This is a genomic window from Geodermatophilus sp. URMC 60, assembly GCF_053502585.1.
On the sequence record NZ_CP199958.1, the window covers coordinates 1,815,483 to 1,828,358 of the forward strand.

A 12,876-nucleotide genomic window follows, 5' to 3' on the forward strand; every position below is an offset into this window, starting at 1 on the left:
CCGCCCCGCCGAGCGTCACGGGTGGGTCATCGAGAGGACGTCGAGGGCCTCGTCGAGCTGCTGCTCGGTGAGCTTGCCCTGCTCGACGTAGCCGCGCTCCACCACGACCTGCCGGATCGTCTTCTGCTCGGCCAGCGACTGCTTGGCGACCTTCGCCGCCTCCTCGTAGCCGATGTACTTGTTCAGCGGCGTCACGATGGACGGCGAGGACTCGGCGTACTCCCGGCACTGGTCGACGTTGGCGACGATCCCGTCGACGCAGCGGTCGGCCAGGATCCGGCTCGCGTTGGTCAGAAGCCGGATCGACTCGAGCACGTTGCGCGCCATCAGCGGCAGCGTCACGTTGAGCTCGAAGACGCCGGTGGTGCCGGCGAAGGTGACCGCGGCGTCGTTGCCGATGACCTGGGCGGCCACCTGGATGACCGCCTCCGGGATCACCGGGTTCACCTTGCCGGGCATGATCGAGCTGCCCGGCTGCAGGTCCGGCAGCTGGATCTCACCGAGGCCGGTGCGCGGGCCGGAGCCCATCCAGCGCAGGTCGTTGGCGATCTTCACCAGGCCGACGGCGATGGTCTTGAGCTGCCCGGAGCCCTCCACCAGCGCGTCGCGCGAGCTCTGCGCCTCGAAGTGGTTGCGGGCCTCGGTCAGCGGCAGCTCCAGCTCGCCGGCGAGCCGCTCGATGATGGCAGCGGCGAAGCCGGGCGGGGTGTTGATGCCCGTGCCGACCGCGGTGCCGCCCAGGGGCAGCTCGCCGATCCGCGGCAGCGAGGCCTGCAGCCGCTCGACGCCGTAGCGCACCGCCGCGGCGTACCCGCCGAACTCCTGGCCGAGGGTGACCGGGGTGGCGTCCATCAGGTGGGTGCGCCCGCTCTTCACGACCTCGGCGAACTCCTCGGCCTTGCGCTCGAGGGAGCCGGCCAGGTGCTCCAACGCCGGGACGAGGTCGCGGACGATCGCCTTCGTCGCCGCCACGTGGATCGCCGACGGGAAGACGTCGTTGGACGACTGCGAGGCGTTGACGTGGTCGTTGGGGTGCACCGACGAGCCGAGCTCCTCGGTGGCGAGGGTCGCGATGACCTCGTTGGTGTTCATGTTGCTCGACGTCCCGGAGCCGGTCTGGAAGACGTCGATGGGGAAGTGCTCGTCCCACTCGCCACGGGCCACCGAGGCGGCGGCGGTGCCGATCGCGTCGGCGGTCTCCCCCGGCAGGACGCCGAGGGAGGCGTTGACGGCGGCGGCCGCGCCCTTGATGGCGGCCAGCGCGGCGATCAGCTCGCGCTCGATCGGCGTGCCGGAGATCGGGAAGTTCTCGACGGCGCGCTGGGTCTGCGCCCGCCACTTCGCCCACGCGGGGACCCGGACCTCGCCCATGGAGTCGTGCTCGATGCGGTAGTCGGTGCCGTCCTGCGAGGCGGCCTGGGTCTCAGCGGGCATGGCTGCGGCTCCCGTGTGGTCGTTGGTGACAGTCCTGCGACTACGGACCCTAGATGCCCGTGGGATCGCGCTCCGGACCGCTCCGACGCGTGAGCGGCCCGGACGTGGTCGGACCGCTCGCGGGGAGCGTCCGCTCGGCTACGGTCGGCGCGTGGACCCCGACGCCGTACCCGCCCGGCCCGTCGTCCGTGCCTCGGACGCCGACCGCGAGGCCACCGTGACCCGCCTGCAGCGAGCCGTCGCCGAGGGGCGGATCGACCTCTCCGAGTTCGGTGAGCGGGTCGAGGCCGCCTACGCCGCGAACACGCACGACGACCTGGCTGCCCTCGTCGCCGACCTCCCCCCGGACGCCCCGCCGCCGGTCGAGATCGTGGGCACGCGCGTCCCCGAGGAGCTCAGCAACGTGTTCGGCGACGTGAAGCTCGCCGGCCCGAACGCGCCGCAGCGAGTGAGCGCCGTCTTCGGTGACGTCCGACTGGACCTGCGCGGCCTGCGGACCGACGCCGACCGCATCGAGATCACCCTGGGCACGGTGTTCGGCGACGTCGACGTGGTCGTCGCCGAGGGGGTGGACGCCGAGTTGCGGGGCCGGACGGTCTTCGGCGATCGCAAGACCCAGCTGGCCCCGGTGCCGCGGCTGGCCGGCACGCCACGGATCGTGGTCCACGCGCGGAGCGTCTTCGGGGACCTGCGGCTGCGCAGCCTGACGCCGGGGGAGTCGGCCAGCCGGTGGCGGGCGATGGTCGACCGCCTCGCCGCCCGGCAGCTGGCGCCTCCGCCGACCCCGCCCCTGCCGCCGGTCCCCCCGCCGTTGCCTCCCAGCTGAGGAGCCACCGGTCGTCCCGAGTGGGCCCCGGAGGGGTCCGCGCAGGGACGACTCAGCGGCTCCGCTCGACCGGGGTCGGACCTGGCCGCGGTGCGGTCCGGAGTACCGCAGTGACTCAGTCGTCCGAGCGGTCGAAGCGCACCGCGGAGTAGGCGCGCAGCTTCTCCAGCGAGTGCAGGCTGTCGATGAGCCGGATCGTGCCCGACTTCGAGCGCATGACCAGCGACTGCGTCGTGCAGCCGCCGGCCCGGTACTGGACGCCACGGAGCAGCTCGCCGTCGGTGATGCCGGTGGCCACGAAGAAGACGTCGCCGCGCACCAGGTCGTCGATCTGCAGCACCCGGTCGAGGTCGTGGCCGGCGTCGAGGGCCTTCTGCCGCTCCTCGTCGTCCTTGGGCCACAGCTTGCCCTGCAGCGCACCGCCCATGCACTTGAGCGCGCAGGCGGCGATGATGCCCTCCGGCGTGCCGCCGATGCCCATGAGCAGGTCGACGCCGGTGCCCTCGCGAGCGGCGGCGATCGCGCCGGCCACGTCGCCGTCGGTGATGAACTTGATCCGCGCGCCGGCCTCCCGCACCTCGTGGACCAGCTGGTCGTGGCGGGGGCGGTCCAGGATGCACACGGTGACGTCGCCGGTGGAGCAGTGCTTCGCCTTGGCGACCCGGCGGACGTTCTCGGCGACGGGCGCGGTGATGTCGACGACGTCGGCCGCCGCGGGGCCGACCGCGATCTTCTCCATGTAGAAGACCGCCGACGGGTCGTACATGGCGCCGCGGTCGGCGACGGCCATGACCGCGATGGCGTTGGGCATGCCCTTGGCCATGAGCGTGGTGCCGTCGACCGGGTCGACCGCGACGTCGCACTCCGGGCCGTTGCCGTCACCGACCTGCTCGCCGTTGAAGAGCATCGGGGCCTGGTCCTTCTCGCCCTCGCCGATGACGACGACGCCCTTCATGCTCACCGTGCCGATGAGGGACCGCATGGCGTCGACGGCGGCACCGTCGCCGCCGTTCTTGTCGCCGCGGCCCACCCAGCGGCCGGCGGCCATCGCACCGGCCTCCGTGACCCGGACCAGCTCGAGGGCGAGGTTGCGGTCGGGGGCCGGGCGGTCGGCGCGGAAGCTGCCTCCGCCGTGGATCGGGGGGCCGTCGGGTAGGGGAAGGGACACGCGGACCTCCTGGTTCCGCCACACGGACGCTGGGCGGCGGGGTGGGGCGATGAGTCCTGTCATCCTAGGGGGGTGAGCTCAGCCGGCCCGACCAGTCAGCCCCCCACGCAGGCGTCCCCGCCGGCGATCGAGCGGGCCAACCGGATGAGCGCGGCCAACATGCTCCGCTCGCTGGTCCCGCTGGTGCTGATCTGCCTGGCCCTGGTGGGCTGGATGGCGTTCAAGCAGTCCGACGTCGACACCGTCCGCGAGGTCGACCCGGCCACCACCGTGCAGCTGGCCGCCGCCCGCGCCGGGTACCCGGTGCTCGCCCCTGCCGGCCTGCCCGACGGCTACCGCCCGACCAGCGCCCGCACCGACGCCGGCGGAGCGGACGCCGGCGACCCGATCACCCTGGAGATCGGTTACCTGACGCCGTCCTCGGAGTACGCGGGCTTCGTGGTCAGCGACGACGTCCGGGCCGACGCGGTGGACGGCGTCCTGGCCGGCGCGCAGGAGCAGGGCACCGTCGACCTCGACGGGCAGACCTGGTCCCGGGGGACGACCGAGCGCGGCGAGACCGTGCTGTTCCGCACCGACGGCGACGTCACCGTGCTGGTCACCGGCTCGGCGACCGACGAGGAGCTGGAGAGCGTCGCGCGAGCGGTGCGGCCCTACTCGGGCTGATCACCGGGGGTCGCGGCGGCGAGGCGCTCGCGGGCCCGGTCCAGCCAGTGCTGGCACAGCTGGGCGAGCTGCTCACCGCGCTCCCAGAGGCCGAGCGACTCCTCGAGGGTCAGTCCGCCGGCCTCCAGCCGCCGGACGACGTCGGCGAGCTCCTCGCGGGCCTGCTCGTAGGTGGTCGTCGGCTGGTCGGTCGGCTTCTCGCTCACGGTGTCCACGGTCCGCTCCCGCGGAACGCTCCGCTCCGCGCTCGTTCCTCCCTGACGGGCTTCCGCTCCTGCCCGCTCACGGTCGCCCATCCTCCCTGGCGACCCGCACCGGCAGCCGGCCGCCCGCCACCCGCACCGACAACCGCTCGTCGTCGGCGACCTCGCCGGGCTCCCGGACCAGGGAGCCGTCGGCCCGCTGGACGACGGCGTAGCCGCGCTGCAGCGTCGCGGCGGGGGAGAGCGCGGCGACGCGGGCACGCGCGTGCTCGAGGTCGCGCTCGGCGCCCTCCAGCCGGTGCGCCAGGGTCCGCCGCGCGCGGGTGCGCAGCTGCCCGACGTCGTCGGCGCGGCCGTGCAGCAGCCGCTGCGGGTCGGCCAGCGCCGGGCGGCTGCGGACGCCCTCCAGCCACCGCTCCTGCTGCTCCAGCCGGGCGCCGACCAGGTACCGGGCCCGGGCGCGCAGCCCGTCGACCAGCCGGCGCTGCTCGCCGATCTCCGGCACCACGCGGTGCGCGGCGTCGGTGGGGGTGGCGGCCCGGACGTCGGCGGCGTGGTCGACCAGCGTCGTGTCGGTCTCGTGGCCGACGGCGGTCACCACGGGCGTGCGGCACGCGGCGACGGCGCGGACCAGCCCCTCGTCGGAGAAGGGCAGCAGGTCCTCGACCGAGCCGCCGCCACGGGCGACGACGATGACCTCGACCTCCGGGTCCCGGTCGAGTCGCTGCAGCCCCTCGATGACCGACGCGGCGGCCGAGGGGCCCTGCACCAGGCTGTGGTGGACGGCGAACCGGACGGCGGGCCAGCGGCGCCGCGCGGTGACCAGGACGTCGCGCTCGGCGGCGCTGTCGCGCCCGGTGACCACTCCGACGACGGCGGGGGCGAACGGCAGAGGGCGCTTGCGGACGGCGTCGAACAGGCCCTCCGCGGCCAGCAGCCGGCGGATCCGCTCGATGCGGGCGAGCAGCTCACCGAGGCCGACGGCGCGGATCTCGGTGGCGCGCAGCGAGAAGGACCCGCGGGCGATGTAGTAGTCCGGCCGCGCCCGCACGATGACCCGGGCACCCTCGGTCAGCTCCAGGCCGGGGCGGTCGGCGACGTCCCGGCTGCAGGTGACCGGCACCGACAGGTCGGCGGCCGGGTCCCGCAGGGTGAGGAAGACCGTCGCTCCGCCGCGCCGGGACAGCTGGGCGATCTGCCCCTCGACCCAGACCTCCCCCAGCCGGCCGATCCACTCGGCGACCTTGCGGGCCACCGTGCGGACCGGCCAGGGGGCTTCCGGCGTGGAGGGGGCGGTCACCCCTCGAGCGTGCCAAACGGTGCCGACGCCCCGTGGAGCCGCCCCGGGCGGCCCCGCCCCGAAGCCCGTGCAGGGTCGGGGGCGGGGGCCTGCCTCAGACGCCGCGGGGGGCCAGCGGGCTGTCCTCGACCGCCTGGCGCTCGAGCTTCTCCAGCCGGTTGCGCAGCATCCGCAGGTAGGGCTCGCGGGCCCGGGTGGCCTCCTCGTAGGCGACGAGGTCCGCCACCGTGGAGAGCTGGTAGCCCCGCAGCCGGCCCCGGAGCTGGGCGATGGTGAAGCTGTCATAGCCCTCGATGGGCGCGGAGCCGGCGGCCGCGGCCCCGGTCGTGTCCCCGGCCTCGTCGGCGGTGACCGACTCGTCGACGTCGGTGCGGACGCCGGTCGCCGCCGCCACGTCGGTGCCGCCCTCATCAGTGGCGACCGCCTCGTCGGTGGCGACCGTCTCGTCGGTGGCGACCGCCTCGTCGGTGGCGCTCGTCTCGTCGGTGGCGCTCGTCTCGTCGGTGGTGGCGACCGTCTCGTCGGTGGCGGCGCTCGCCTCGTCCGTCGTGGCCGGTGGGCTCGTGGCCTCGCCGCCGCCGAGGTCGTCATCGACCTGCGCGCCTGCGGCGGTGACGACCTCGTCGCCGCTGCCGGTCGCGTCGTGGTCGTCACCGGCCGGGGTGCCGTCGGTCGAGGGGCGGGTGTCGGCGTCGCTGGCCTCGCTGCCGAACGCCTCGTCGACGCCGGTGTCCTGCCGGTCGGCCTGGGCCGGCGCGCCGGGGGTCTCGTCCGCCGACCCGCTGGGGGTCTCCTCGGCGGGCGCACCGGCGGGCTCCTCGGCGGGTGCCTCGGGCGCGGCAACCCCCTCGTCGGTCACGGTGCCCTCGACGGTCGCGACACCGCCGTCCGGGGTGAGGACGTCGACCTCGGTGGCGACGTCGGGTGCGCCGCCCTCCTCGCCGACGGGGGAGCCGCCCGGGTCGCTCGGCGCCGGCGCCTCGGTGGGCGCCGACGGGTGGACGTCGAACTCGGTGGCCTCGGCGTCCAGCAGGGACGCCGGCGGAGTCGTCGGGCTCTCGGCGATCTCGTCGCTGTCGACGGTGCCGACGTCCCCGGTGCCGCCGTCGACCAGCGCGCTGTCGGGTGCGCCGTCGGCCTCCAGCAGCGCGGTCTCCAGCGCGTCCTCCGTGGTGAGGCCGGACTCGGCGCGGTCGAGGTCGAGGCCCGCGGCGGCCACCTCGTCCGAGATGTCGGCGAGGGCCTCGACGACCTCCTCCGGCGCCGGGTCTGCAGGCAGCCCGGAGACCTCGTCGTCGATCAGCGCGGCGACCTCCTCGGCCACCGCCTCGTCGTCGGCCACCGCCCCGTCGTCGGCCGGCGCCGAGGCGCGGTCGAACGACGTGGGCTGGTCGAAGCCGGGTGCGCGGTCGAAGGCGGAGGTGCGCCCGGGGGTCCGCTCCGGCATGTCCTCGTCGAAGGTCGCCATGCCGGGCTCGGCCTCGCCGCGCAGGCCGGTGAAGACCTCGTCGCCACGGGCGACCAGGCCCGAGTACTGCTGCTGCAGCTTCATCGTGGCCTGCATGGCCAGGCCGATCACGCGGACCGGCAGGCTCGGCAGCGTCCGCGGCAGCTGGAGGGCGTCGTCGAGGACGGTGGCGGCCAGGCCGACCACCGCACGAACGACCTGTGGGATCTCACGCGACATGGCCCCACCCTGCCCCGAAACGACGCGCCCGACACACCCGCGCTGGCGGGGGCCACACGGATGGTGGTACGCGTCTCATCCGCCGTGCGGCCGCGGGCGGCTCCCCTGCAGGGGCCCGGTGTGACCGTGCGAACACCAGGGGGCAGCGGGTCCCTTCTCTACCATGGGGACATGGCTGATCAGCGCGGACGCGTCCTGCTGGCCGATCCCCGGGGCTACTGCGCCGGCGTGGACCGAGCGGTGGTCGCCGTCGAGCGCGCCCTGGAGATCCACGGCGCCCCGGTCTACGTCCGCAAGCAGATCGTCCACAACAAGCACGTGGTGGCGACCCTGGAGCGGCGCGGGGCGGTCTTCGTCGACGAGACCGACGAGGTGCCCGAGGGCTCGGTCGTCGTGTTCAGCGCCCACGGCGTCTCGCCCGCGGTGCACGCCGAGGCCGCCGCCCGGCAGCTGCGGACGATCGACGCGACCTGCCCGCTGGTGACCAAGGTGCACCAGGAGGCCAAGCGGTTCGCCCGCGACGACTACGACATCCTGCTGATCGGCCACCGCGGGCACGAGGAGGTCGAGGGCACCTCCGGCGAGGCGCCCGAGCACATCCAGCTGGTGGACGGCGCCGAGGACGTGGCCGACGTCCAGGTGCGGGACCCGGAGAAGGTCGTCTGGCTGTCGCAGACCACCCTGTCGGTCGACGAGACGCTGGCCACGGTGGACCAGCTCAAGACCCGCTTCCCCGGCCTGCAGTCGCCGCCGAGCGACGACATCTGCTACGCCACGCAGAACCGCCAGCAGGCCGTCAAGCAGATGGCCGGCGAGTGCGACCTGGTCATCGTCGTCGGATCGACCAACTCGTCGAACTCCGTCCGGCTGGTCGAGGTGGCGCTGGAGGCCGGCGCCCGGGCGTCGCACCTGGTCGACTTCGCCTCCGAGATCGACCCGGCCTGGCTCGAGGGCGTCGGCACCGTAGGCGTCACCAGCGGCGCCTCGGTGCCCGAGGTGCTGGTCAGCGAGGTGCTCGACTGGCTGGCCGAGCGCGGTTACCGCGACGTCGAGACGGTGAAGGCCGCCGAGGAGCGTCTGGTGTTCGCGCTGCCGCACGAGCTGCGCCCGAAGCGCACCGAGAGGCCGGCTGCCGACCCGGTCTGACGCTCCTCCGAACGACGGTGGCCCCCTCCCGGTCCCGGGAGGGGGCCACCGCCAGGACGGGGTCCTCGCTCAGCGGCGCGCGGCCCAGCGGACGAGCGCGACGACACCCGCGGCAGCTGTGGCTACCGCCATCGCCGGGAAGCCGCGGATGAGCAGTGTGGCCATCGACGCGAGGTTCAGCGAGGCGGCCGGCGCCAGCGCGGTGTTCAGCACGGCCACGACGATGTAGATCAGCGGCGGGGCGATCACCGGGGTGAGCAGGTCGCGGCGGCGGACCATCACGGCGGCCACGGTGCTGGCCGCGGTCAGCGTCACGACCGTGACCACCCCCAGGCCGCCGCCGATCCAGGACTCGAGGGCCGCACCGGCCAGGGTGACCAGGAAGACGGCGAGGACGGCGACCGCGCCACGCAGCCGACCGCCGCGCTCGGGCGCCTGGGCTGTGGCCCCACGACCACCGGGACGGCGCCCGGCGGGCCGGCGCTCGGGCGAGCGCGGCCCGCGGCTGTCGTCGGCGCCGTCGAGGTCGGGCAGGTCGCGGGAGCGGTCCTCGCGGGCCCGCGGCCGCTCGGCGTCGGGGGAGACGGGTCGGCGACCGGCGTTCCGGGAGGGGCGCGCCGTCCGGTCGGCGGACGGGCGCGGCGGCAGCGCAGCCGGGCGCTCGTCGCGGCTGCGACCGGCGCGCGCCATGTCCTCGGGGAAGGGCGGCAGCTCGGTCGACCGCGTCCGCGCGGGCGGCGGCGGGACCGGTGGGCGGCCGATGCGCGAGACGTAGTCCGCCCCCTCGGGGCGGGCGGCGACGCGCCGGTCGGCACGCCCGCCGGACTCGCGCCAGGTGTCGGCGGTGCTCACCGAGGCCATGGCGGACCTCCCGTCCCCTCGTGGCGGACCTCCCCCCGGAGGCCCCTGTCACGAGCCACGGTAGCGACGGCGCAGGTGGCCACGAGGGAGGACGGCACCGACGCGCGCTGTGCAGAAGTGCCAAAAGTGCAGCCCCAGAGGCACATGAGATGCGGCTCCCGGGACGCCTGTGACGGAACGGTACGAGCGCGACGACGGGGGCATCCCCGGTTGCAGTCCCGGGCTCAGCCGGTGGTGCCGTCGCGCTCCACGGTGCCGGAGTCGTCGCGTGGCGACAGCCCCGCCGGCCGGGGGAGCTCGCCGGGCAGCGGCAGCTCGGTGGGCCGCAACGTGCGGACGGTGGCCTCGACCGGAGGAGGCGTGGGCACCGGCGCTTCGGCGACCCCGAGGTCGTCGAAGCGGCGGGCGGCCACGAGCACCGAACCCTCGTAGGAGCCGACCGTCTCGTTGAAGCGGGTCAGCGTCGAGGACAGCGCCGAGCCCAGCCGGGTGAGGTGACCGGAGAGGGTGGACAGCCGGGCGTGCAGCCGACGGCCGACCTCGAGCACCTGGTCGGCGTCGCGGGCCAGCCGCTCCTGCCGCCACGAGTAGGCGACGGTGCGCAGCAGCGCCAGCAGCGTGCTCGGGGTGGCCAGCACGATGTCGCGACCGAAGCCGTACTCCAGCAGCCCGGGCTCGGCCTCCAGTGCGGTGGTGAGGAACCCGTCGGACGGCACGAACAGGACGGTGAACGGCGCGGCCGGCCGGAACGCCGTGGGGTAGCGCCGGGCGGCGAGGGCGTCGACGTGGGCGCGCAGCTGGCGGGCGTGCGCGGCGATCCGCTCGGCGCGCACCGCGACGTCCTCGGCCTGGACCGCCTCGATGTAGCCGGTGAACGGCACCTTGGCGTCGACCACGACCTGCCGGCCGTCGGAGAGGGTGACCACCAGGTCGGGCCGCACGCCCGCGCCGGCGTCGTTGGTGCCGGAGGGCTGCTCGACGAAGTCGCAGTGCTCGAGCAGGCCGGCCACCTCGACCACCCGGCGCAGCTGCACCTCACCCCACCGCCCGCGGACGTGCGGGGTGCGCAGCGCGGTCACCAGCGCGGCGGTCTCCTGCCGGAGCAGGGCCGACGTCTGCCCGACGGTGCCCATCTGCTCGCGCAGCTCGCCGTGCGCGGTGGCGCGGTCCCGCTCGATGCCGGCCAGCAGCCGGTGCAGGTGGTCGAGCGACTCGTGCACCGGCTCCAGGCCGTCGCCGGCCGGGCGGCGCCGTGCGACCAGCGCGACGACGCCGAGGGTGACCGCGGTGGCCAGGAGCGCCCCCACGAACAGACCGGTGAGCAGCGAGGCGGCGTCCACGCCCCGAGGGTGCCGGACCCGACCGACACTTCCCGGCCGACACACGGCCCGGGCGGCAGCCGTCCAGGGACCCCGGCCCCGTCCGGGGCACCGCCCCGAGCGTGCGAGGGGTGGGGAGGACGGGGTCCTTCAACTGCGAGGCGTGGGGAGGAGGGTGGTCCTCCTTCAGGCGGGGACGGGGGCGTGCGCCGCCTCGTGGTCGAGCAGCCAGCGCTTGACCGGCGTCCCCCAGCGGAAGCCGCCGAGCCCGCCGTCCGAGCCGAGCACCCGGTGGCAGGGGACGAACAGCGCCACGGCGTTGCGGGCGCAGGCGTTGGCCGCAGCGCGGATGGCCGCCGGGCGCCCGCAGCGTGCGGCGAAGGCGGCGTAGGTGTCCGGCTCCCCGGCGGGGACGGTCCGCAGCACCTCCCAGGCGTCCTCGAGGAAGGGGCCGGAGCGCTGCCGCACCGGGACGTCGTCGATCGCGGTCACGTCCCCGGCGACGAAGGCGTCGACCGCGTCGAGCACCGGCAGGTGCTCGGCGGGCTCGACCCAGGCCGGCCGCAGCGCGCGGTGCACCACGGGCAGGAGGTCGGCCACGTCGGCGGTCCAGCCGCTGGCGAGGACGGCGCCGTCGGCGGCCACGACCACGGTGAACGGTCCGGGCGGGGTGTCGACGGTGGCGGAGCGGACGGGAAGCGGGGTCATGAGGCGCTCCGATCGAGGGGGAGGGATCGTGTCGACAGCGCGGGCACGGCGAGTGCCCACAAGTGCATCACTGCGTAGGACCGCCACGGCCGCCAGCGGGTCGCGGCGTCGGCGTCGGAGCTGCCGAGGGCGGCCAGGGAGCGTCGGAGCGCCAGGTCGCCGGGCAACCACACGTCGGGGTCGCCGAGCCCGCGCAGCGCGACCAGCGCGGCGGTCCACGGGCCGATCCCGGGGACGGCGCGCAGCGCCCGGCCGGCCTCCTCGCGGTCGGCGCCCGGGTCGAGGGTCACCGCCCCGGACGCCAGCGCCCCGGCCAGCGCGTGCACGGTGCGTCGGCGCGCGCCGGTCAGGCCGACGGCGGTGAGGTCGGCGTGGGTGAGCGCGGCCGGGCGCGGGAAGGCGTGGGTCAGCGTGCCGACCGGCTCGGGCAGCGGCGTGCCCGCGGCCTGCAGCACCCGGGCGGTAAGCGTGCGGGCGCCGGCGAGGGACACCTGCTGGCCGAGCACGGCGCGCACGGCCAGCTCGTCGGCGTCGGGGGAGGCGGGCACGCGGCGGCCGGGCGCGACGGCGACCAGCCCGGCCAGCGCCGGGTCGGCGCCGAGGACGCCGTCGACCGCGGCCGGGTCGGCGTCGAGGTCGAGCATGCGGCGGCAGCGGGCCACCGCCGTCCCCAGGTCGCGCAGTGCGGGCAGCTCGAGCCGGGCGGTCACCGCAGGGCCGCCGTCCGGGGCGGGGGAGAGGTGCACGACCCCGGGACCGTGCGGCAGGTCGAGCACGCGGGAGAACGTCGTCCCGTCCCACTCCTCCAGGCCGGGGACGGCGTGCACGCCCAGGAACAGCAGCACCTCGGCGGCCTCGTACGGGGCGCGCGCGGCCAGCCGCAGGGTCAGCCGGCCGGGGACGCCCGGCGGGCCGGCCGGCGCGGTCCGCCGCAGCTCGGTCGGGGTGGCGGCGAAGACCTCGCGGACGGTGTCGTTGAACTGCCGGATGCTGGCGAACCCCGCGGCGAAGGCGACGTCGGCCATGGGGAGGTCGGTGGTCTCGATGAGCAGCCGGGCGGTCTGCGCCCGCTGCGCCCGGGCCAGGGCCAGCGGGCCGACGCCGAGCTCGCCGACGAGCAACCGGTGCAGCTGGCGCTCGGAGTAGCCCAGCCGCGCGGCCAGGCCGGGGACGCCGGAGCGCTCGACCTCCCCGTCGGCGACGAGGCGGACGGCGCGGGCGACGACGTCGGCGCGGGCGTCCCACTCCGGCGACCCGGGGACGGCGTCGGGGCGGCAGCGGCGGCAGGCCCGGTATCCCGCGCCCTGCGCGGCAGCCGCGGTGGAGAAGAAGGTGACGTTGTGCGGCAGCGGGGTGCGGGCCGGGCACGAGGGGCGGCAGTAGATGCCCGTGGTGGCGACCGCGGTGAAGAACCAGCCGTCGAACCGGGCGTCCCGGCTGGCGACCGCGCGGTAGCAGCGTTCGGTGTCCAGCGGCGGTGTCACGCGACGAGCATGACAGCGCGCGCGCCGGGGGACTGGCGGTTTCCGGACGCAGCCGTGTGGGGTGACGCCCCAGG

The 12,876-nt window shown here is 75.7% G+C and carries 12 protein-coding genes; 3 read left to right on the forward strand and 9 right to left on the reverse strand.

The features are described 5' to 3' along the window. Positions 1-15: 15 nt before the first annotated feature. Positions 16-1,434 carry a class II fumarate hydratase gene (locus tag ACWIX3_RS08735; protein WP_448611679.1) on the reverse strand — a complete coding sequence of 473 codons (1,419 nt, stop codon included), beginning with the start codon at positions 1,432-1,434 and terminating at the stop codon, positions 16-18. Between the two features lie 151 nt (positions 1,435-1,585). On the opposite strand from ACWIX3_RS08735, the gene ACWIX3_RS08740 reads away from it, so the two are divergent. After that, entirely contained in the window at positions 1,586-2,260 is a 675-nt protein-coding gene (locus ACWIX3_RS08740; RefSeq protein ID WP_448611680.1) for a DUF1707 domain-containing protein, read from the forward strand. A 115-nt stretch (positions 2,261-2,375) separates the two neighbouring features. On the opposite strand, the gene glpX is transcribed toward ACWIX3_RS08740, so the two are convergent. Continuing rightward, the gene (gene glpX / locus ACWIX3_RS08745) at positions 2,376-3,428 is read right to left on the reverse strand and encodes a class II fructose-bisphosphatase (protein ID WP_448611681.1); all 1,053 of its coding nucleotides are present in this window, start codon (positions 3,426-3,428) and stop codon (positions 2,376-2,378) included. A 72-nt stretch (positions 3,429-3,500) separates the two neighbouring features. Between glpX and ACWIX3_RS08750 the strand changes: the two genes are divergently transcribed. Beyond that, positions 3,501-4,094, forward strand: a complete 594-nt coding sequence (locus ACWIX3_RS08750) for a DUF4245 domain-containing protein (RefSeq protein WP_448611682.1) — start codon at positions 3,501-3,503, stop codon at positions 4,092-4,094. Here ACWIX3_RS08750 and ACWIX3_RS08755 read toward each other — a convergent pair. From ACWIX3_RS08755 to ACWIX3_RS08765, 3 genes are all read right to left on the reverse strand, one after another. After that, positions 4,082-4,300: an exodeoxyribonuclease VII small subunit gene (locus tag ACWIX3_RS08755; protein WP_448611683.1), complete on the reverse strand. Its 219-nt coding sequence runs from the start codon at positions 4,298-4,300 to the stop codon at positions 4,082-4,084. The two genes, ACWIX3_RS08750 and ACWIX3_RS08755, sit on opposite strands and share 13 nt — an antisense overlap. A gap of 76 nt (positions 4,301-4,376) precedes the next feature. Beyond that, the gene (xseA, locus tag ACWIX3_RS08760) at positions 4,377-5,597 is read right to left on the reverse strand and encodes an exodeoxyribonuclease VII large subunit (RefSeq protein ID WP_448611684.1); all 1,221 of its coding nucleotides are present in this window, start codon (positions 5,595-5,597) and stop codon (positions 4,377-4,379) included. A gap of 94 nt (positions 5,598-5,691) precedes the next feature. Continuing rightward, entirely contained in the window at positions 5,692-7,284 is a 1,593-nt protein-coding gene (locus tag ACWIX3_RS08765) for a hypothetical protein (protein WP_448611685.1), read from the reverse strand. A gap of 171 nt (positions 7,285-7,455) precedes the next feature. Between ACWIX3_RS08765 and ACWIX3_RS08770 the strand changes: the two genes are divergently transcribed. Beyond that, on the forward strand, positions 7,456-8,430 hold the full coding sequence (locus ACWIX3_RS08770; protein ID WP_448611686.1) for a 4-hydroxy-3-methylbut-2-enyl diphosphate reductase: 975 nt from the start codon (positions 7,456-7,458) through the stop codon (positions 8,428-8,430). A 69-nt stretch (positions 8,431-8,499) separates the two neighbouring features. Here the strand turns inward: ACWIX3_RS08770 and ACWIX3_RS08775 are convergent, their stop codons facing one another. From ACWIX3_RS08775 to ACWIX3_RS08790, 4 genes are all read right to left on the reverse strand, one after another. After that, entirely contained in the window at positions 8,500-9,291 is a 792-nt protein-coding gene (locus tag ACWIX3_RS08775) for a DUF6542 domain-containing protein (protein WP_448611687.1), read from the reverse strand. A 224-nt stretch (positions 9,292-9,515) separates the two neighbouring features. Continuing rightward, entirely contained in the window at positions 9,516-10,631 is a 1,116-nt protein-coding gene (locus tag ACWIX3_RS08780) for a DNA recombination protein RmuC (RefSeq protein ID WP_448611688.1), read from the reverse strand. A 165-nt stretch (positions 10,632-10,796) separates the two neighbouring features. After that, on the reverse strand, positions 10,797-11,318 hold the full coding sequence (locus ACWIX3_RS08785) for a methylated-DNA--[protein]-cysteine S-methyltransferase (RefSeq protein ID WP_448611689.1): 522 nt from the start codon (positions 11,316-11,318) through the stop codon (positions 10,797-10,799). Beyond that, a complete protein-coding gene (locus tag ACWIX3_RS08790) occupies positions 11,315-12,802 on the reverse strand; it encodes an AlkA N-terminal domain-containing protein (RefSeq protein WP_448611690.1) in 1,488 nt (495 codons plus the stop codon). Before ACWIX3_RS08790 ends, ACWIX3_RS08785 begins: the two co-directional genes overlap by 4 nt. Between the last annotated feature and the right edge of the window lie 74 nt (positions 12,803-12,876).